Source organism: Oceanibaculum indicum P24, assembly GCF_000299935.1.
In the GTDB taxonomy this organism is placed as follows: Bacteria; Pseudomonadota; Alphaproteobacteria; order Oceanibaculales; family Oceanibaculaceae; genus Oceanibaculum; species Oceanibaculum indicum.
Map to the genome: position 1 here is coordinate 16,334 of NZ_AMRL01000023.1, position 19,570 is coordinate 35,903.

At 66.8% G+C, this 19,570-nt stretch carries 20 protein-coding genes; 7 read left to right on the forward strand and 13 right to left on the reverse strand.

What is annotated here, in order from left to right; translation table 11 throughout:
* Positions 1–26 precede the first annotated feature (26 nt).
* From P24_RS14830 to P24_RS14840, 3 genes are read right to left on the reverse strand one after another with little or no spacing between them, the layout of a single operon-like run.
* Positions 27–1,223 (reverse strand): multidrug effflux MFS transporter, encoded by a 1,197-nt coding sequence (locus P24_RS14830; RefSeq protein ID WP_008945556.1) that lies wholly within the window; start codon positions 1,221–1,223, stop codon positions 27–29.
* Positions 1,216–1,944, reverse strand: a complete 729-nt coding sequence (locus tag P24_RS14835; RefSeq protein WP_008945557.1) for a M48 family metallopeptidase — start codon at positions 1,942–1,944, stop codon at positions 1,216–1,218. The genes P24_RS14830 and P24_RS14835 overlap by 8 nt, the downstream gene beginning before the upstream one ends.
* Positions 1,941–3,146, reverse strand: a complete 1,206-nt coding sequence (locus tag P24_RS14840) for a multidrug effflux MFS transporter (RefSeq protein ID WP_008945558.1) — start codon at positions 3,144–3,146, stop codon at positions 1,941–1,943. The genes P24_RS14835 and P24_RS14840 overlap by 4 nt, the downstream gene beginning before the upstream one ends.
* A gap of 116 nt (positions 3,147–3,262) precedes the next feature.
* Here P24_RS14840 and P24_RS14845 point away from each other — a divergent pair, with 116 nt between their 5' ends.
* Complete coding sequence (locus P24_RS14845) at positions 3,263–3,514, forward strand: type II toxin-antitoxin system CcdA family antitoxin (protein ID WP_008945559.1); 252 nt, start codon at positions 3,263–3,265, stop codon at positions 3,512–3,514.
* Positions 3,514–3,822, forward strand: a complete 309-nt coding sequence (locus P24_RS14850) for a CcdB family protein (RefSeq protein ID WP_008945560.1) — start codon at positions 3,514–3,516, stop codon at positions 3,820–3,822. Before P24_RS14845 ends, P24_RS14850 begins: the two co-directional genes overlap by 1 nt.
* A 5-nt stretch (positions 3,823–3,827) precedes the next feature.
* On the opposite strand, the gene gyrB is transcribed toward P24_RS14850, so the two are convergent.
* The 8 genes from gyrB to mutM all read right to left on the reverse strand — a co-directional run bounded on the left by gyrB (position 3,828) and on the right by mutM (position 13,375).
* A complete protein-coding gene (gyrB, locus tag P24_RS14855) occupies positions 3,828–6,278 on the reverse strand; it encodes a DNA topoisomerase (ATP-hydrolyzing) subunit B (RefSeq protein WP_008945561.1) in 2,451 nt (816 codons plus the stop codon).
* A 13-nt stretch (positions 6,279–6,291) separates the two neighbouring features.
* Entirely contained in the window at positions 6,292–7,473 is a 1,182-nt protein-coding gene (gene recF, locus P24_RS14860; protein WP_008945562.1) for a DNA replication/repair protein RecF, read from the reverse strand.
* A gap of 11 nt (positions 7,474–7,484) precedes the next feature.
* Positions 7,485–8,603, reverse strand: a complete 1,119-nt coding sequence (gene dnaN, locus P24_RS14865; protein ID WP_008945563.1) for a DNA polymerase III subunit beta — start codon at positions 8,601–8,603, stop codon at positions 7,485–7,487.
* Between the two features lie 253 nt (positions 8,604–8,856).
* Positions 8,857–10,296, reverse strand: a complete 1,440-nt coding sequence (gene dnaA, locus P24_RS14870; protein WP_008945564.1) for a chromosomal replication initiator protein DnaA — start codon at positions 10,294–10,296, stop codon at positions 8,857–8,859.
* Between the two features lie 640 nt (positions 10,297–10,936).
* On the reverse strand, positions 10,937–11,197 hold the full coding sequence (gene rpsT, locus P24_RS14875; RefSeq protein ID WP_008945565.1) for a 30S ribosomal protein S20: 261 nt from the start codon (positions 11,195–11,197) through the stop codon (positions 10,937–10,939).
* 122 nt (positions 11,198–11,319) lie between these two features.
* Positions 11,320–12,096 (reverse strand): enoyl-CoA hydratase, encoded by a 777-nt coding sequence (locus P24_RS14880; RefSeq protein WP_008945566.1) that lies wholly within the window; start codon positions 12,094–12,096, stop codon positions 11,320–11,322.
* Positions 12,097–12,158: 62 nt separating this feature from the next.
* On the reverse strand, positions 12,159–12,527 hold the full coding sequence (locus tag P24_RS14885; RefSeq protein WP_008945567.1) for a hypothetical protein: 369 nt from the start codon (positions 12,525–12,527) through the stop codon (positions 12,159–12,161).
* Between the two features lie 17 nt (positions 12,528–12,544).
* A complete protein-coding gene (gene mutM / locus P24_RS14890) occupies positions 12,545–13,375 on the reverse strand; it encodes a bifunctional DNA-formamidopyrimidine glycosylase/DNA-(apurinic or apyrimidinic site) lyase (protein ID WP_008945568.1) in 831 nt (276 codons plus the stop codon).
* Positions 13,376–13,449: 74 nt separating this feature from the next.
* On the opposite strand from mutM, the gene P24_RS14895 reads away from it, so the two are divergent.
* From P24_RS14895 to P24_RS14915, 5 genes are read left to right on the forward strand one after another with little or no spacing between them, the layout of a single operon-like run.
* Complete coding sequence (locus P24_RS14895; RefSeq protein ID WP_008945569.1) at positions 13,450–14,250, forward strand: class I SAM-dependent methyltransferase; 801 nt, start codon at positions 13,450–13,452, stop codon at positions 14,248–14,250.
* Between the two features lie 5 nt (positions 14,251–14,255).
* Positions 14,256–15,806, forward strand: a complete 1,551-nt coding sequence (gene ubiB / locus P24_RS14900) for a 2-polyprenylphenol 6-hydroxylase (RefSeq protein ID WP_008945570.1) — start codon at positions 14,256–14,258, stop codon at positions 15,804–15,806.
* 46 nt (positions 15,807–15,852) lie between these two features.
* The gene (gene coaBC / locus P24_RS14905) at positions 15,853–17,067 is read left to right on the forward strand and encodes a bifunctional phosphopantothenoylcysteine decarboxylase/phosphopantothenate--cysteine ligase CoaBC (protein WP_008945571.1); all 1,215 of its coding nucleotides are present in this window, start codon (positions 15,853–15,855) and stop codon (positions 17,065–17,067) included.
* Complete coding sequence (gene dut, locus P24_RS14910; protein WP_008945572.1) at positions 17,064–17,531, forward strand: dUTP diphosphatase; 468 nt, start codon at positions 17,064–17,066, stop codon at positions 17,529–17,531. The genes coaBC and dut overlap by 4 nt, the downstream gene beginning before the upstream one ends.
* A 5-nt stretch (positions 17,532–17,536) precedes the next feature.
* Positions 17,537–17,992, forward strand: a complete 456-nt coding sequence (locus P24_RS14915; RefSeq protein WP_008945573.1) for an RrF2 family transcriptional regulator — start codon at positions 17,537–17,539, stop codon at positions 17,990–17,992.
* A gap of 8 nt (positions 17,993–18,000) precedes the next feature.
* Here P24_RS14915 and P24_RS14920 read toward each other — a convergent pair whose 3' ends face one another.
* Both P24_RS14920 and P24_RS14925 read right to left on the reverse strand, forming a co-directional pair.
* Positions 18,001–18,750 carry an SDR family oxidoreductase gene (locus tag P24_RS14920; protein WP_008945574.1) on the reverse strand — a complete coding sequence of 250 codons (750 nt, stop codon included), beginning with the start codon at positions 18,748–18,750 and terminating at the stop codon, positions 18,001–18,003.
* Between the two features lie 26 nt (positions 18,751–18,776).
* On the reverse strand, positions 18,777–19,568 hold the full coding sequence (locus P24_RS14925; protein ID WP_008945575.1) for a hypothetical protein: 792 nt from the start codon (positions 19,566–19,568) through the stop codon (positions 18,777–18,779).
* Positions 19,569–19,570: the final 2 nt, after the last annotated feature.

Consider the following 19,570-nt stretch of genomic DNA (forward strand, 5'->3'; position numbering starts at 1 on the left):
ACGGCGCCCGGAATTAGCGTTTCCGCCTAGCGCTTCCTGGGCAATACCAGAAACCGGAAGCTGAGCAGCGCCAGGATGGTCATGGCGGCGATGCTGGCCGTCATCGGGATGGCGGTGCCGTCATGCCAGTGACCGACACCGATGCCGACGATTGCGGCCATGCCCATCTGCAGGAAACCCATCAGCGCCGAGGCGGCGCCGGCCATCTGCGGATAGGGGCCGATGGCGCCGGCCATCGCGTTCGGCATGATGAGGCCGATTCCGGCCATGACCAGCGCGAACGGGCCAACAATGCCGGTTACGCTGGGCAGGCCCGCCAGCACCAGCCCGGCCATGAAGGTTCCCGCCAGCGCGGCCAGCGTAGCGCCCAGCAGGATCAGCCGGTCGCCGCCCAGGCGCAGTGTCAGCCGCCCGGCAGCCAGCGCGCCGCTCATGAAGCCCAGCACCACGGCGGCGAAGCAGAAGCCGAAATATTCTTCCGGCACAGCCAGCACCCCGATCAGCACGAAGGAGGAGCCGGAGATGAAGCTGAAGATGGTGGAATAGGAAAAGGCGACGGTCAGCACATAGCCGAGATAGGTGTGGTCGCGCAGTAGCAGCCGGTAATTGCCGATCAGGATGGCGGGGTCGAGCGCCCGGGGGTTGCGCTGCGCATTCGTCTCCGCCAGCAGGAGCAGCAGCCCCGCCAGGACCGTGCCGCCAAAGCCCGCCAGCACCCAGAAATTCGCCTGCCAGCCGAACCAGACATGCAGGAAGCTGCCCAGGATGGGAGCAGCCGCCGGTACCAGCGCCATGGCGCTGGACATATAGGCCAGCACCTTGGCGGCGCGGGCTGGCCCATAGACATCGCGGACCACGGCCCGGGCCAGCACTGGCCCGCAGCAGGCACCGACCGCCTGCAGCCCGCGCGCGGCGATCAGCGTCTCGATGTTCCAGGCCAGCGCGCACAGGATGGAGGCCAGGAAATACAGCGCCATGCCGCCCAGCATGACCGGGCGCCGGCCGAACCGGTCGGACAGGGGACCATAGATCAGCTGCGCCACGGCGAAGCCGACCATAAAGACGCTGAGCGTCAGCTGCACGCTGGCCACGTCGGTCGAGAAGACCCGCGTCATGGTCGGCAGCGAGGCCAGATACATGTCGGTGGAGATCGGCCCCAGCGCGACGCAGGCGGTCAGCAGGACAGCGACCGGCAGGCTGTCCGCCCTTGGCTTCTCAGCCATAGCGATGCAGCCGGGGACCGTGCGCCTTCAGCCAGCGCTGGGCGCGCTGCCGGTCCACCTGCAGCTGGTCCACCAGCCGCCAGAACCGCACAGAATGGTTCATCTCCACCAGATGGGCGGCCTCGTGTGCGACCACATAGTCGATCACGAAGTCGGGGGCCAGGATCAGCCGCCAGCAGAAGGACAGGTCGCCCTTCGAGGAACAGCTGCCCCAGCGGCTGCGCGTGTCGCGCACGGTCACCCGACCGATCGGCCGGCCCAGCCGGGCGGCATAGAGACGGGAGCGGGCGGCAAGCTCGCGCCGTGCCTCTGCCTTCAGCCAGTCGGTCAGCCGGCGGGGCAGATGCTCTTCCGGCCCTGCAATGTGGAGTTCCGGCCCGTCCGCCGGCGTCTCCAGCCAGACGACGCCGCGCCGGCCCATCCTGTCGCCGGTCGCGCGATGGCGGATCCGATGCTCGACGCCGCGATAGGGAACGCTGGCACCGGGCGCGAAAGCCAGCTTTTCCGGCACCTTGGCCAGCCGGCTTTCCAGCCAGCCTGTATGCGCTTTCAGGAAGGCCTGCGCCTCCGCCTCGCGCACGCCGGGCGGCAGCACCAGCGTGACCTTGCCGGTCTGGTCGAGGCGCAGGATCAGCCGTTGGGCGCGGGCGCTGCGGCGGACGGTGACGGACACTGTGCGGTCCCGCCCGACGGACAGCTGCATCGCGCCGGCCCCGCTCATTGCAGGCGTACAGCCTCTGGTCGCGCACCGCGCACCAGCGCCAGATAGCTGGCGAAGGTCAGCAGGGCGGACAGGGCGAAGACAAGCGGCATGGGCATATCATGCACGGACTGCAGCAGGCCGACCAGCACCGACATCACCATTGCCATCGCCATCTGCAGGAAGCCCATCAGCGCCGAGGCGACGCCGGCCATGGCGGGAAACGGGCCGATGGCGCCGGCCATGGCGTTCGGGATCAGCATGCCCATGCCGGTCAGCATCACCATCATCGGCCCGATCAGGGTATAGGCCGTGACGAATCCGGCCAGCGAGAAGCCGATCATCGCTCCGCCGGACAGCAGCACGACAAGCGCGCCAATCGCCACCATGCGCGGTGCCGCCACACGGCCGGAGGCCCTGTTGGCGATGGCGCTGCCGATGGCGTAGCCCAGCACGTTGAAGATCGACAGCACGCCGAACAGGTCGGGCCGGATTCCCAGCTGGTCGATCAGGATGAAGGGAGAGCCGGTCATATAGGCGAACAGGCAGCCGAAGCTGAAGGCCAGCGTCAGCGTATAGCCCATATAGAGGCGGTTGCGCAGCAGGCGCCCGAAATTACCCGCCATGACCGAGAGGTCGAGGGCACGTGGGTCGCGGGCCGCATTGGTTTCCTGCACGCCAACCAGGGTAACCAGCAGCAGCACCAGCCCCCATCCTGCCAGGAACAGGAAATTCGCCTGCCAGCCGAAGGCGACCTGCAGCACGCCGCCCAGCACCGGGCCGGCCGCCGGCGTCAGCGCCAGGGCGAGGCCAACCAGCGCCATCACCTTGGCGTAGCGCTGGCCCTCGAACAGGTCGCGGCCGATGGCGCGGCCCAGCACCTGACCGGAACAGGCACCGATGGCCTGGAACAGCCTAGCTGCGATCAGCCATTCGATGCTGGGGGCCAGCGCGCAGGCCAGGCTCGCCAGTGCGAAGATCGCCAGCCCGCCGATCACCACCGGTCGCCGCCCAAAGCGGTCGCACAGGGGGCCATAGATCAGCTGCGCCACGGCGAATCCCGCCAGAAAGACGCTCATTGTCAGCTTCACCGTGCCGGGATCGGTGGCGAAGACGGCGGCAAGCGACGGCATGGACGGCAGGTAGATGCCGGTGGACATCTGCCCCATCGCGACCAGCACGGTCAGATAGGCGATGGTCCAGGCGGACTCCGGGCGGATCATGATTGGCGCACCAACTATCGGGAACCCGTGATATACGCGAATGACCGCAGCCTGTATAGTTGTCCCTATGCTTGGCGGTACCGTTCTGTGTGCATGGCGCGCAAGGAAATAGGGACATGAGCGCTTCGACGAAACACAAGCCCGATCCGCAAAAGACCATCACGGTGACACTCGATGCGGCGGCTCTGGGCCGGCTGGAAGCCGCGGGGCAAAACCCGCAGCGTCTGGCCGCGCGTGCGCTTCGTCTCGCGGCGACGCGACTGGAGCCTGCGAAAAGCTGGGAAGCAGAGAACCTGGATGCGATAGAGCGCTATAACGCGCGGATCGAACAGTCAGGTCTGTTGAACGACAGGCTTCGCCGGTTCTGATGGCTCAGTTTGACGTTCATCGCAATCTGTCCGGCGATGAACGGGTTCCATTTCTGCTCGACGTGCAGTCGCCCGTGTTGTCTTCGTTAAAGACCCGTGTGGTTATCCCGGTCGTTCCGCTGTCGGAATATCCTGTTCCGATGAGCCGGATCAATCCTGTGGTTGAGATCGCGGGCGTTGCTTATGTTCTCGCCACCACGGAGCTTGCCGGCGCGCCGGCAACTCTCCTTGGGGAAATCGTGGCGTCACTGTCAGACAAGCGCCATGACATCGTGAACGCCATCGACTTTCTGCATCAGGGCTACTGAAGAGCTTAAACGTCCAGGTTGGCGACCTTCAGCGCGTTGGTCTGGATGAAATCGCGGCGGGGTTCCACAACATCGCCCATCAGGGTGGAGAAGATTTCCGCCGCCTCGTCGGCGTGGCTGACCTTCACCTGCAGCAGGGAGCGGACATTCGGGTCCAGCGTGGTCTCCCACAGCTGGTCGGGGTTCATCTCACCCAGACCCTTATAGCGCTGGATGGCGATGCCCTTGCGTCCGGCATCGAGGATCTTCTCGACCAGCTCGACCGGCCCGTAGATGCGGCTGCTGCCTTCCTTGGTCGTCAGGTCGGCAACCGTCTCGTAGCCCTGTGCCAGTGTCTCGGCCATCTGGTCGAGGCGCCGCGCCTCGCCGCTCGTCAGCGCGGCATGGTCGATGCGGAAGCTTTCGCGCACGCCGCGCAGCGTGCGCTCGAACACCAGCGCCTGGCCCGCGTCTACCCGGCCCTGCCAGCCGCGTTTGGTCTGCTTTTCCAGCGTGTCGAGGCGGCGCGCTACCTCGTTGGCCATTTCCTGGCCACGCGCCTCGTCGAGCAGCAGCTCCGGCTTCAGCGCGCCGGCAATCGCCGCCTGTTCGACGACGCCAAGGCTGCCGATCCGGCGGGTCAGCGGCTCGATCAGCCCCTTCATGCGACGGGCCGTGTCCACGACGTCGCGCAGATCCTGGCCGACACGGACGCTGTTGTCGCTCATCGTCAGGCTGGCATTTTCCAGCCCTTCGCTGACCAGGTAATCCTCAAGTTGCCGGTCATCCTTCAGATAGACGCCGGAATTGCCGCGCTTGGCCCGATACAGCGGCGGCTGGGCGATATAGAGATAGCCCTGCTCGATCAGCTGCGGCATCTGCCGGTAGAAGAAGGTCAGCAACAGGGTGCGGATGTGGCTGCCGTCCACGTCCGCGTCGGTCATGATGATGATCTTGTGGTAGCGCGTCTTCTCGACGTTGAAATCGTCGGCGCCGATGCCGGTGCCCAGTGCGGCGATGATGGTGCCGATTTCCGCCGAGCTCAGCATCTTGTCGAAACGCGCGCGCTCCACATTCAGGATCTTGCCGCGCAGCGGCAGGATCGCCTGGAACTTGCGGTCGCGCGCCTGCTTGGCGCTGCCGCCTGCCGAATCGCCCTCGACCAGGAACAGCTCGCTCTGTGCCGGGTCGCGCTCCTGGCAGTCGGCCAGCTTGCCGGGCAGGCTGGCGATGTCGAGCGCGCCTTTGCGCCGGGTCAGGTCGCGTGCCTTGCGCGCCGCCTCGCGGGCGATGGCCGCTTCCACCACCTTGCCGATGATGCGCTTGGCCTCGTTCGGGTTCTCCTCGAACCATTGCTGCAGCCGCTCGCCGACCACATTCTCGACCGCCGGCCGGACTTCGGAAGAGACCAGCTTGTCCTTGGTCTGGCTGGAGAATTTCGGGTCCGGCACCTTCACCGACAGCACGCAGGTCAGGCCCTCGCGCGCATCCTCGCCGCTCAGCGTCACCTTCTCCTTCTTGGCGATGCCGCTTTCCACGGCATAGCTGTTGATGGTGCGGGTCAGCGCGGCGCGCAGGCCTGCCAGATGGGTGCCGCCGTCGCGCTGAGGGATGTTGTTGGTGAAGCACAGCATGGTCTCGTGATAGGAGTCGGTCCACTCCATCGACATTTCGACCGTGATGCCGTCGCGCTCGCCGATCACATGGATCGGCCCCTCATGCAGCGCGCCCTTGGAGCGGTCGAGATACTTCACCATCTCGCGCAGACCGCCCTCGTAATGCAGATCCACCGTGGCCTGCCCCTCGACCGAGCGGGCATCGACGATCTGCAAGCGCACGCCGGAATTCAGGAAGGCCAGCTCGCGCAGCCGGTGTTCCAGCGTGGCGAAGTCGAACTCGCGGGTGCCGAAGGTATCCAGCGAGGGCAGGAAGGTGACCTGCGTGCCGCGCTTGCCCTCGGCCGGTCCAGTGACGGAAAGCGGCGCTTCCGGCTCGCCATGGCGGAAGCGCATGAAATGTTCCTTGCCGTCGCGCCAGACGGTCAGCTCCAGCTTCTCCGACAGCGCGTTCACGACCGAGACGCCCACGCCGTGCAGGCCGCCGGAAACCTTGTAGGAATTCTGGTCGAACTTACCGCCGGCATGCAGCTGGGTCATGATGACCTGGGCAGCGGAAACGCCTTCTTCCTTGTGGATTTCCACCGGGATGCCGCGGCCATTATCACGCACCGTGATCGAGCCATCCTCGTTCAGGATGACATTGATCATGTCGCAATAGCCGGCCAGCGATTCGTCGATGGCGTTATCCACCACCTCATAGACCATGTGGTGCAGGCCGGTGCCGTCCTCGGTGTCGCCGATATACATGCCCGGGCGCTTGCGCACCGCATCCAGGCCGCGCAGGACCTTGATCGAATCGGCGCCATAATCGGCGCCGTTATTCTCCGGCTGGCTGCCCAGGGCTGGCTCTGTGGTCATTTTCGGTTTCCCGTCAAACGGATGCTTCGGGTGTGATCGTGGCATCTGCCACGATGGCGTACTGCGCCCGCCCGGCGAACGGCTCGAACAGGGCCCGGTCGGTCCCGGTTAGCCAGGCTTGCGAGCCCAGGGCGCAAATCTCGTCATACAGTGCGGCGCGGCGCGCCTCGTCCAGATGCGCCGCCACCTCGTCCAGCAGCAGGATCGGCGCGATGCCGGTCTCCGCCGTCTGGGCCCGCGCATGGGCCAGGGTGATGGCGATCAGCAGCGCCTTCTGCTCGCCGGTCGAGCACAGGGCGGCGGGCATGTCCTTCTCGACATGGCGGGCCACGATGTCGCTGCGGTGCGGGCCTTCGGCGGCGCCGCCGGTCTCCGCGTCCAACCGCCGGTTGTCGGCAAGGGCGGCGCGCAGCCGGTCCTCCGCGTCCAGCGCCGGCATCTCGGCCAGCCATTGATCGACCGTGCCCTCCAGCGCCAGCGCGGCGCGCGGGAACGGTCCCGTGCTCATCTCGCAGGCCTGGTTCAGCCGCGCCACCAGCGCCTGCCGGGCGGCGGCGATGGCGATACCGCCCGCCGCCATCTGTTCCTCCAGCGCCGTCAGCCAGCGGGCATCGGCCCGGCCCTGCTTCAGCAGCCGCGCGCGTTCGCGCAAGGCCTGCTCATAGGCCGACACGCGGCCGGCATGGGCCGGATCGGCACCATAGGCCAGCCGGTCGAAGAACCGCCGGCGGCCCGAGGCGCCATCGAGGAACAGCCGGTCCATCTGCGGCGTCAGCCAGGCCATCGAGAGATGGTCGGCCAGCACGCTCTGGCTCTTCGCGGTCTCGCCGTCGATGCGCACGACCCGCCGCTCCACGCCGGTTGCCGCCGCCATGTCGCGGCCGGTGCCGATATCGAGCGGACCCAGCGCCGTCTCCAGCCGGGCGGCAACCGCCCAGCCGCCGGCATCGCCGGAAAGCCGGTCAATCTCCGACAGTTTCGCGCGGCGCAGGCCACGGCCTGGCGCCAGGAAGGAAACCGCTTCCAGCAGGTTGGTCTTGCCCGCCCCATTGGCGCCGGTCAGCACGACCGGCCGGCCATCGATCTCCAGCCGCGCCGAGGCGTAGCAGCGGAAATCGGTGACAATGAGCCTCTCCACCGCGAGCCGTGCGGAGGCACGGGCGGGCTGCTGCTGAAAGGCAAGGGCGGCGTTCACGCTGAGCCGGATCAGACGCGCATGGGCATCAGGACGTAGAGCGCGCTTTCGTCGGCCTGGTCGCGCACGATGGTCGGCGAGGCGGCGTCCGCCAGGGAGAACTGTGCCTCGTCGCCTTCGATCTGCGTCGTGATGTCCAGCAGGTAACGGGAGTTGAAGCCGATCTCGATGGGGCCGGCGCCATAGGCGACCTCCAGCTCCTCGATGGCGGTGCCGTTTTCCGGGCTGGTGGCGGACAGCACCAGCATGCCGTCCTGCAGCGACAGCTTCACCGCGCGGCTCTTCTCCGTGGAGATGGTGGCAACCCGGTCCACCGCCTCGGCAAACTCCTTGCGGCCGACCTGCAGCGTCTTGTCGTTGCCGGTCGGGATCACCCGCTCGTAATCCGGGAAGGTGCCGTCGATCAGCTTGGTGGTCAGCGTCACATCGCCGAACTGGAAGCGCAGCTTGGTCTCCGACAGGGCCACACGGATGTCGCCCTCGGAATCCTCCAGCAGCTTGCGCAGCTCGCCCACCGCCTTGCGGGGTACGATGACGCCCGGCATGCCGGCGGCCCCATCGGGCAGCGGCATTTCAACGCGCGCCAGCCGGTGGCCGTCGGTGGCAACGGCGCGCAAAACCGGCACGCCATTGTTGCTGGCGGCGTGCAGATAGATGCCGTTCAGATAATAGCGCGTCTCCTCGGTGGAGATGGCGAAGCGGGTGCGGTCGATCATCGCCTTCAACTCGCCCGCCTGCAGCATGAAATTGTGCGGCAGGTCGCCGTCGCTCAGCGCCGGGAATTCCTCGGTCGGCAGCGTCGCCAGGCTGAAGGTGGAGCGGCCGGCGCGTACCGTCAGCCGGTTGCCGCCCTCATCCTCTGTCAGCTCGATCTGTGCGCCGTCCGGCAGCTTGCGGACGATGTCGTAGAGCGTGTGCGCGGCCACCGTCGTGGCACCGGGCTGGGACACCTCGGCGCCGACTTCCTCCACCACGTCAATGTCCATGTCGGTGGCGGTCAGCGCCAGCCGGTCCGAATCGGCGCGGAGCAGGACATTGCTGAGGATGGGGATGGTGTTGCGCTTTTCGACGACGCTCTGAACGTGGGCCAGGGGCTTCAGCAGCGCGGCCCGATCGATGATCAGCTTCATCCTGATAACTGCCTATCTGCGTGCGAATAGCGGTTGCGTAACATACCTGTCGGCCCGCCCCGGACACCACGCCCGCAAGGTTGGAAGAACGGCCACGCCAAGGGGGCGGAGCAGCCTGCGGCGCGGGGCGCCGAACGGTCGCTGACTATAGCACAAATGGATGAAAGTCAGGGCAAATTTCACCCGGACGGACAAGAGATTTCGCGTGTCCAGGCGTTGCTGGCCACTAAGGATAGGGGATAGGCGCCTTAACTCAGCTTTCCAGCATCCGGCGCAGCAGCTCGACATCCTCGGCGAAGGACTGGTCGTTGCCGCGCAGCTCCTCGATCTTCTTCACCGCATGCATGACAGTGGTGTGATCACGTCCGCCGAACTTGCGGCCGATCTCCGGCAGCGACCGGGCGGTCAGCTGCTTGGCGAGATACATTGCCACCTGGCGCGGCCGGGCAACGGCACGGCTGCGGCGGGCGGAATGCATGTCGGCGATGCGGATGTTGAAATGCTCAGCAACCCGCTTCTGGATTTCCTCGATGGTCACCCGGCGGTCATTGGCGCGCAGCAAATCATGCAGCAGCTCCTGCGCGCTTTCCAGCGAGATCGGCCGGCCGACCAGCGTGGCATGGGCCACGAGGCGGTTCAGCGCGCCTTCCAGCTCGCGGACGTTGGAGGTGATCTTGTGGGCGAGGAATTCCAGAACCTTGTAGGGGATCGGAATCTCGCACTTCTCGGCCTTGGCCTGCAGGATGCCCAGCCGCAGCTCATAGCTGGTCGGGTGGATGTCGGCGACCAGCCCCCAGCCGAGGCGGGAGCGTAACCGCTCCTCCATGCCTTCCAGGTCGTGCGGCGACTTGTCGGCGGAGATCACGATCTGCCGGTTGCGGTCCACCAGCGCGTTGAAGGTGTGGAAGAATTCCTCCTGCGTCGAATCCTTGCCGCTGATGAACTGGACATCGTCGATCATCAGCACATCGACCGAGCGGAACTGCTCCTTGAACGCCACCGTGTCCTTGAAGCGCAGCGCGCGGATGAACTGGTACATGAACTTTTCCGCCGACAGGTAGATGACGCGGCGGTTGGGGTCGCGCTTGCGGATGTGCCAGGCGATCGCATGCATCAGATGCGTCTTGCCGAGGCCCACCCCGCCATAGAGAAACAGCGGGTTGAAGGGCACGGTCGAGGATTCGGCGGCACGGCGCGCGGCGGCGAAGGCCAGTTCGTTGGGCTTGCCGACGACGAAATTCTCGAAGGTGAAGCGCGGATCGAGTCCGGCTTCCATCTCCAGCGGCTCCAGGCCGCCACCGTGCAGGGCGGGTGCGGCGAGATGGGCAAGAACAGGCCCCGGGACAGGGCTGGACCCCGCTTCCGACTGCGCGCTGCCATTTCCCGCTTCGGGTCTCGCTTCGGGGGTGATTTCCGGAACTGTGTCCGCCGCCTCGCTCCGGGCGCCATTTGCGGTTGCCTTGCCTGGGGCCGCCTTGCTCGGGGCTGCCACGCCGGTGACGATCTCGACATTGCGCAGCGCCGGGTCTTCGCTGGCCCACAGGGCGCGCAGACGGTCGGCGTAATGGGTGTTCACCCAGTCGCGCATGAAACGGGTCGGTACCGACAGGGTCACGCTCTGGCCATTGATGGCGATCAGCGTCAGCGGCTTCAGCCAGCTGCGGAAGGCAGAGTCGCCGACCTCGCTGCGCAAGCGTGCGCGAATCCGGGTCCATTGGGCGTCATGGGCGAACGTGCCGGTCTGGGATCCGGTGGACGTGCTATCAAGGTGAACCATTTCCGGCGCCTTTCCTTATTACTTATTGTTGCTGCGCGCGGGTGGCGTTCGGCAAGTCGGCGGCCATCACGGCAAAGCGCGGCGCATACAGGCGAGCGGGCACGGAAACGGTTCGCCGGAAGTCTGTTTTGGAATGCCGAGGCTGAGGGTTTGTCGCCGAATCACTTGCGGCGATGCCTGTATAAATCCCGTTTCTGTCAGGACGTGTTATGTAAAAGCGAAACACCGAAGCCCTCATTTTAAATAAAACTCTCTATCCCGATTGTCCTACCGGGTTTCAATTTTTAATCTAATACTCTGGACATTCAGATCGGTTTCAATTTTTAAGGCGCCGGCGTGAAATTTTGTTTCCTATTGCTTCCCGCCAACGCTTCTCAAATGTATCGGGCTAAAAATTGACTCGCAACAGGACGAATAGAGAACGGTGTATTTTTTGTCACCCGCCTGCAATGAAAATGACAAAAGCCCACTCACCGGGCCAGGAATGGACCGGGTGGGCTGTCGTCAGTGGATGCTGGTGGCGGTTCCCGAAGGGGCCGCCGGGTGGCGCGCCGGCTTACAGAGCCTTGATGCGCGCGGACAGGCGGGAGAGCTTGCGGGCGACCGTGTTCTGGTGCAGCACACCCTTGGTCACGCCGCGCTGCATTTCCGGCATGGCGGCCTTCAGCGCCTGGGCGGCAGCGTCCTTGTTGCCACCGGCGATGGCGGTTTCCACCTGCTTCACGAAGGTGCGGATGCGGCTGACACGCGCACCGTTAACCGCCGTGCGGCGGATGGTCTGACGGATGCGCTTCTTTGCCGACGCTGTGTTGGCCATGATGTGCCCTTGCTCGCTAAATCACTGTCGCCTTATCGAAAGGAGCGCGGTTTATATACCCCGGCCCCCGGCGCGTCAAGGCCGCTGTGGGGGTATATCCACAGCCGGCCTAGCGCATTGCCTCATTCGTCGCGGAAGGCGGGTTTGCGCTTTTCGATGAAGGCGGCCATGCCTTCCTTCTGGTCCGCCGTGGCGAAGGTGGAATGGAACAGCCGGCGTTCGAACCGCACCCCTTCGGCCAGCGTGGTCTCATAGGCGCGGTTGACCGATTCCTTCGCCATCATCACGGCGGGCTTCGACATGCCGGCGATCCGCTCGGCGGTCTTCATCGCCTCGTCCATCAGCTCGGCCGCAGGGATGATGCGGCTGACGAGGCCGGCGCGCTCCGCCTCCTCGGCATCCATCATGCGCCCGGTCAGGCACATCTCCATTGCCTTCGACTTGCCGACGAAGCGGGTCAGGCGCTGCGTGCCGCCAGCACCCGGAATGGTGCCGATGGTGATTTCCGGCTGGCCGAACTTGGCGGTGTCGGCGGCCAGGATGAAGTCGCACATCATGGCGATCTCGCAGCCGCCGCCCAGCGCGTAGCCGGCGACCGCCGCAATCACCGGCTTGCGGCACTGGGCGAGCCGTTCCCAGCCCCTAGTGATGAAGTCGGCCTTATAGGCGTCCATGTAGGAGAAGCCGGCCATTTCCTTGATGTCGGCGCCGGCCGCGAAGGCCTTCTCGCTGCCGGTGACGAGGATGCAGCCGATCTCGGCATCGGACTCGAAATCGTCCAGCGCGGCACCAAGGTCGGCGATCAGGCCGGCGGACAGCGCATTCAGCGCCTTCGGGCGGTTCAGCGTGATGACGCCGACGGCGCCCTTCTTCTCCGCGATGATGTTTTCGTAGGCCATGATAGTCCCCACTTCGAGATTGTTGACGGCGCTCTGCGGCGCCCGGTCAGCGTGGCGCCCGTTCAGCGTGGCGTGAGGGCGAAGCGGACGGTGAGCACGCCGCCCGACCGGGCGATCTCGATCACCAGTTCCTCGCCCTCGCGGCGATAGGTTCCCTCATCTGCCTGCTGCCAGCCCAGTTGCGGCAGGGTGCGGGCATAGAAATCGGCAACCGATCCGGCATCGATGCGTCCGGTAGCCAGCGATTCGACGATGCGTCCGCCCGCCGAATCGAAGCTCATGGCGGCATCCGGAACCGCCGTCAAGCCCGGCGCCAGCGGCAGATCCTCGAAGCCCGGCACGAACTCGTCCGCCGCGCGAGGGGCTGCCATCAGTGACGGAAAAGACAGCGCCGCCACCAGAAGCACCGCGAACTGTCGCCTGCTGATCATGGGCACCGTCTATACCATCAGCGCTGGCAGCGCGCACAATAGAAAGTGGACCGGCCGGACTGCACCAGCCGGAGCACGGGGCGGCCGCAGCCGGGATTGCCGCAGGCCTCGCCCTCGCGGCCATAGGCCTTGAAGGCGTGCTGGAAATAACCCAGCTCGCCATCGGCCTGGCGGTAATCGCGCAGCGTCGAGCCACCGGCCTCGATGGCCTCGGCCAGCACCTGCTTCACCGCCATCGCCAGCCGCTCGGCGCGCTCGCCCTGGACGGTGTAGGCCTGCCGGCGCGGCGACAGGCCCGCCCGGTACAGCGCCTCGCAGGCATAGATATTGCCGATGCCGGCGACGACATGCTGGTCCAGCAGCGCGGCCTTGATCGGCGTGCGCCGTCCCTTCAGGGCGAGCGCCAGCGCCGGCCCGTTGAAGGCGTTCGACAGCGGCTCCGGCCCCAGCCCGGCCAGCAGCTTGTGGGTCTCCAGTGCGTCCAGCGTGGTCAGGTCCATGGCGCCGAAGCGCCGCGCATCGTTGAAGCGCACCCAGATGTCGCGGTCGGTGGCCAGCACAATATGGTCGTGCTTTTCCAGCACCGGCGGCTTGCCTTCGGTGATCAGCATGCGGCCCGACATGCCGAGATGGGCGATCAGCACCGTGCCATCCTCCAGCTCGGCCAGCAGGTATTTGGCGCGGCGGCGCAGCGCCACCACCGTGCGGCCCTGCAGGCGCTGGGCGAAATCCACGGGCAGCGGCCAGCGCAGGTCGGGCCGGCGTGCCTCGACATGGACAAGGCGGCGTCCTTCCAGATGCGGGGCCAGTCCCCGGCATACGGTCTCGACCTCGGGCAATTCGGGCATGCGACATAAAACCTTAAGCGACAACCGGCGTTACCGTAGCGAAACCGCCGGGCAGAGGCTATCTTCCCCGAACCATGCAGACGGACAAGCAGGAAAAGCAGCCGACCATGCAGGCGCAGCACAGCGAAGAGACAGCCCCCTTCGGTTTTCGCGAGGTGAGGGCGGCGGAGAAGCACGGGCTGGTGCAGACGCTGTTCGGCGGCGTCGCGCAGAATTACGACCTGATGAACGATCTGATGAGCGGCGGCGTCCACCGGCTCTGGAAGTCGGCGATGATGGACTGGCTGGCGCCGCGTCCCGGCATGCGACTCATCGACGTGGCCGGCGGCACCGGCGATATCGCCTTCCGCTTCCAGGATCGCGGCGGCGGGCCGGTCATGGTCTGCGACCTGACGCCGGAAATGCTGGCGGTAGGGCGCGACCGCGCCATCGACAAGGGCCGGCTGACGCCCTACGCCGGGGGCGGCCTCGCCTGGGTTTCCGGCAATGCCGAGAGCCTGCCCGTCGCCGACCGCTCCTTCGACGCCTATACAATCGCCTTCGGGCTGCGCAACGTGACCCGCATCGACAAGGCGCTGGCCGAGGCGCACCGCGTGCTGAAGCCGGGCGGGCGCTTCCTGTGCCTGGAATTCAGCCATGTTGTGCTGCCGGTGCTGGACAGGCTCTATGACGCCTATTCCTTCAGCGTGCTGCCGGCGCTGGGCCAGTATGTGGCGAAGGACCGTGATGCCTATGTCTATCTGGCCGAGAGCATCCGCACCTTCCCGCCGCAGGAGGAACTTGCGGCGCGCATCCGTGCCGTAGGGTTCGAGCGTGTGAGTTATCGCAACCTGTCGGGCGGCATCGCGGCGTTGCATTCCGGCTGGCGTATCTGACCCGCATGATCCGCGCCTTCCGCAATACCGGCCGGCTGATCGGCATCGTGCGCATCCTTGCCCGGCATGATGCGTTGTTTCCGCTGGAGGCCGTGCCCGGCCTGCCGGCGCTGCGCTGGTTTGGCCGGCTGCTGGGCAGGATCGGCCGCAAGCGCGGCCGGCAGCAGCGCCCCGGCCTGCGCCTGGCCGCCGCACTGCAGGAAATGGGGCCGAGCTTCATCAAGTTGGGGCAGACGCTGGCCACCCGGTCCGACCTGCTGGGCGAGGATATCGCCGCCGACCTTTCCACCCTGCAGGACCGGCTGCCGCCCTTCTCCAGCGCTCGGGCACGGGCCACCATCGAGGCGGAGCTGGAAAGGCCGCTGGCCGAGCTGTTCGCCAGCTTCGATGACCGGCCGGTCGCCGCCGCCTCGATCAGCCAGGTGCATTTCGCCGAAACGGCGGAAGGCGAAAAGGTCGCGGTGAAGGTGCTGCGCCCCGGTATCGAGGCTGCCTTTGCCCGCGATCTTGACCTGTTCGACTGGATCGCCGAGACGGTGGAACGGGTGCAGCCGCAGCTGCGCCGGCTGAAGCCGCGCGCGGTGGTCGCCACCTTTGCCGCCACGGTGCGCGCCGAGATGGATTTGCGGCTGGAAGCCGCCGCCGCTGCCGAGCTGTCGGACAATTTCGCCGATTATGACGGCTTCCGCGTGCCGCAGGTGGACTGGCAGCGCACCGCGCGCCGAGTGCTGACGCTAGAGCGGATCGATGGCATCCGCATCGACAATGTGGCGGCGCTGAAGGAGGCCGGGCACGACACCGACCAGCTGCTGCGGCAGTCGGCGGAAGTGTTCTTCCTGCAGGTTTTCCGCGACGGCTTCTTCCATGCCGACATGCATCCCGGCAACATGTTCGTGGACGGGGACAGCGTGCTGCGCCCGGTCGATTTCGGCATCATGGGCCGGCTCGACGTGAAGACCCGCTATTTCCTCGCCGACATGCTGCTGGGCTTCCTGAACGGTGATTACCGCCGCGTCGCCGAGGTGCATTTCCAGGCCGGCTATGTTCCCGCCGACCAGTCGATCGACGATTTCATGCAGGCCTGCCGCGCCATCGGCCAGCCGATTCTGGGCCGTCCCGTGCACGAGATTTCCGTTGCCCGGCTGCTGGCGCAGCTGTTCCAGGTGACCGAGACCTTCGCCATGGAGACCCAGCCGCAGCTGCTGCTGCTGCAGAAGACCATGCTGGTGGCCGAGGGGGTGGGGCGCACGCTGAACCCGACGCTGAACATGTGGGAGCTGGCGCGCCCGCTGATCGAGGACTGGATGCGCGCGCATCGCGGGCCGGAGGCACGCATCCGACAGGCGGCCCTGGATATCGGCCAGGTGCTGGAGCGGCTGCCGGCGCTGCTGGGCCAGATCGAGCGCGCCGCCGACCGGCTGGCCGACCCGGCCGGCGTGAAGCTGCACCCCGACACGGCGGAGGCGCTGCTGCGCCGGCGGCGTAATGGTGCGGTGGCCCTCTGGCCGCTCTGGCTGGCATTGCTGCTTGTGTCGGTGGCGGCGGTATTGTACTAGGCGATACTGTGTTTTATCTGCTGGGGTTTTACCTGTTGGGGCTGACATGCTGGCCGGCAAGCGCATCCTGCTAATCGTCTCGGGCGGTATCGCCGCCTATAAGAGCCTGGAGCTGGTCCGCCGCCTGCGCGAGCGCGGGGCCGCGGTGCGCTGCGCCATGACCACCTCGGCCGAACAGTTCGTCACGCCGCTCTCCCTGCAGGCACTGACGGAGGACAAGGTCTATCGCGACCTGTTCTCGCTGACCGACGAATCCGAGATGGGTCACATAAACCTGTCGCGTCAGGCTGACCTCATCGTCGTGGCACCGGCGACCGCCAACATTCTCGCCAAGATGGCAGGCGGGCTTGCCGATGACCTTGCCACCACGCTGCTGCTGGCAACCGACAAGGAGGTGCTGGCCGCCCCCGCGATGAATGTCCGCATGTGGACCCATGCCGCGACCCAGGCCAATCTCGACATTCTCAGGCAGCGCGGCGTGCGCTTCGTCGGGCCGAATGAGGGCGACATGGCCTGCGGCGAATACGGGCCGGGCCGCATGGCGGAACCGCTGGAGATCGTCGCCGCCATCGAGAGCTATTTCGGCAAGGGCGCCCCGTTGGCGGGGCTGCGCGCGCTGGTCACCAGCGGCCCGACCTATGAGGCCATCGATCCGGTGCGCTTCATTGGCAACCGCTCCTCTGGCAAGCAGGGCCATGCCATCGCCACGGCGCTGGCGCGCGCGGGTGCCGCCGTCACCCTGGTCTGCGGCCCGGTGGCATTGCCCGATCCGGCGGGGGTGAAGGTGGTGCGCATCGAATCGGCGCGCGAGATGCTGGCGGCCTGCGAATCCGCGCTGCCGGCCGATATCGCCGTGTTCGCCGCCGCTGTCGCCGACTGGCGCGTGGCGCAGGAAGCACCACAGAAGATCAAGAAGCCGGCGGAAGGCGGGGCCGCACCGACCCTCAGCTTCGCCGAGAATCCCGATATCCTGGCCAGCATCGCCGGCCTGAAACAGGGCCGGCCGGCCCTGGTCATAGGGTTCGCGGCGGAGACCGAGAAGGTGGCGGAGCATGCCGCTGCCAAGCGCGCCCGCAAGGGCTGCGACTGGATCCTGGCGAATGACGTCTCCGCCGGGACCGGCACCTTCGGCGGCGATGCCAACACCATCCATCTGGTGACGGAGAACGGCACCGAGGACTGGCCGCGCCTTACCAAGCAGCAGGTGGCGGAACGGCTCGCCGCCCGCATCGGCGATCATTTCGGAAAGAAAACGACATGAGCATTGCGCTTCCCGTCCGCATCCTGCCGCATGGCGAGGGGCTGGCCCTGCCGGCCTATCAGACGGCGGACAGCGCCGGCCTCGATCTGGTCGCGGCGGTGGAGGCGGAGATGGTGCTTCAGCCAGGCGAACGCGCGCTGGTGCCGACCGGCCTCGCCATTGCCCTGCCATCCGGCTATGAGGCGCAGATCAGGCCGCGCTCCGGCCTTGCCTTCAAGCACGGTCTCACGGTGCTGAATTCCCCGGGCACCGTCGATGCCGATTATCGCGGCGAGGTGAAGGTGCTGATGATCAATCTGGGGCAGGAGCCTTTCGCGGTGAAGCGCGGCGAGCGCATCGCCCAGATGGTGGTCGCCCCGGTGACGCAGATTGCGTGGCAGCCGGTTGCCGATCTGGACGAGACGGCGCGCGGCGCCGGAGGCTTCGGCTCGACCGGGACCGCGACCGGTACAGCCGGCACCTGACACCCATGCTGAAATCCTCGCGCAAGCTGCTGTTCGCCATCGAGGCGGTGCTGGATATCGCCTACAACGCGGCCGATACGCCGGTGCAGAGCCGGGAGATCACCGAACGCCAGGGCATCCCCCGGCGCTATCTGGAGCCGGTGCTGCAGCAGCTTGTCCGTGCCGACATATTGATCGGCGTGCGCGGCCCGCGCGGCGGCTACCGGCTGGGGCGGGAGCGGCGGCGCATCACGCTGGGCGAGATTTGCCGCACCGTCGATGGCGGGCTGGAGGCCGAGGAAGACCGGCAAGATACCGAAGGCTCCGAACTGGGGCGCGAGGTGCTGCGCCCGCTCTGGGCCGGCCTGCGCGACGAGTTGCTGGCCAAGCTGGACGCCGTCACCATCGAGGATCTGTGCGAGGAGGCCCGCGGCAAGGACATCCGCAAGACCGGCAAGTCCGCCCTCGACTTCACGATCTGACCGAAGCCCTACAGCCGGCCGCCGCCAATCTGGATCGAGGTGCCGGTGACGTAGGACGAAGCCGGCGACAGCAGCCACAGGATCGCCTCGGCGACTTCCGCCGCAGTGCCGGTACGGCCCATCGGCACGCCCTTCACCAGCCGGGCGAGCCGGTTCGGGTCGCCGGTCGTGTCATGGATGTCCGTCTCGATCAGTCCGGGCGACACCGCGTTCACCCTTATCCCTTCGGCGGCTACTTCCTTGGCGAGGCCGAGCGTCAGCGTCTCGATGGCGCCCTTGCTGGCGGCATAGGGGATCAGCTCGCCGCTGCCGCCGATCCGCGCCGCGACCGAGGACAGGTTCACGATGCCGCCGCCCCGGCCGCCACGCGACTTCGCCATGTGGCGCACGGCTTCACGCGCCACCACCAGCGCGCCGGTCACATTCAGATCGATGACCGACTTGATGGTGGCGAGGTCGGTATCGGCCAGCAGGCTGCCGGTGCCGGTGATGCCGGCATTGTTCACCACGCCGGTCACCTTGCCGAGCGCCTTTTCGGCTTCCAGGAAGAGGCGGATCACGTCGGATTCGAGGGCCATGTCACCCTGGATGGCGACGGCGCGGCGGCCCTCGCTCTCGACCTCGCCAGCCACTGTCTTCGCGGCGCTGGCATTGCCCTTGTAGTTCACCACCACATCCCAGCCGCGCTGGGCGGCCAGCCGTGCGGTGGCGGCGCCAATGCCCCGGCTGCCGCCGGTGACGATGAGAATGCCGGTCATGATCCCCTCCCCTTATTCGCTTTATATTACTGCTTGGGCGGAACGTCCTCCCGCTTCGGGCCGCCACGCCGTTCCGGCGCCGGGGCGGTGGTGCCCAGGATCACGGTGGCGCTCTGCACGATGCGGCGGCTGACCGACAGGCCCTCGCCGCCAGCCTGGTCCTTCATCATGGCGGGCGCGGATTCCGCCGCCATGCCGCGCACCATCATGGCCGGGCGCGGGCTGGGCATGCCGGCCGACTGGAAATCGATCATGCGCACGCGGTAGTCCCGCTCCGGGAAGATGTCGGCCAGGCGTGCCAGCTCTTCCTTGGTCTGGCGGTACAGCTCGGCGCGCAGCGCCGATTCGACCGCCGTGTGCTCAGCCAGCGTCGGGGTGAAATCGATATCGGCGACGCGTACCGACAGGCCCGGCTTGCTGGCATTCTTGGCCTTGTCGTGCACACCGGCCAGCTTCGCCTCCGGCACGCGCGCCTCGGCGACAACCTGCCAGCGCTCCAGGCCCGCCGAATCCATCTGCCGGGAGAAGCGGGTGGTGCGCCAGTCCACACCGGCCACCAGTCCGCCCAGCGTGTCATTCACCTGTGCACGGGCATCGGCCATCTCACCACCCTGCAGCGCCATGTCGATGGCGACGATCAGCTTCGCGGTCTGGGTCTCGACCCAGCCTTCGGCCTCCAGTCGCAGCACGATCTCGTCGTCGGCGGGACCGTGGCGGCCGGCGGGCTGGGCCTGTGCGGCGAGCGGCACGCTCAGCAGCAGCACGGCCAGAACAGGCAGCGCCAGAAGGCGGGTTTTATTTGGCGCAGGATGGCGCATCG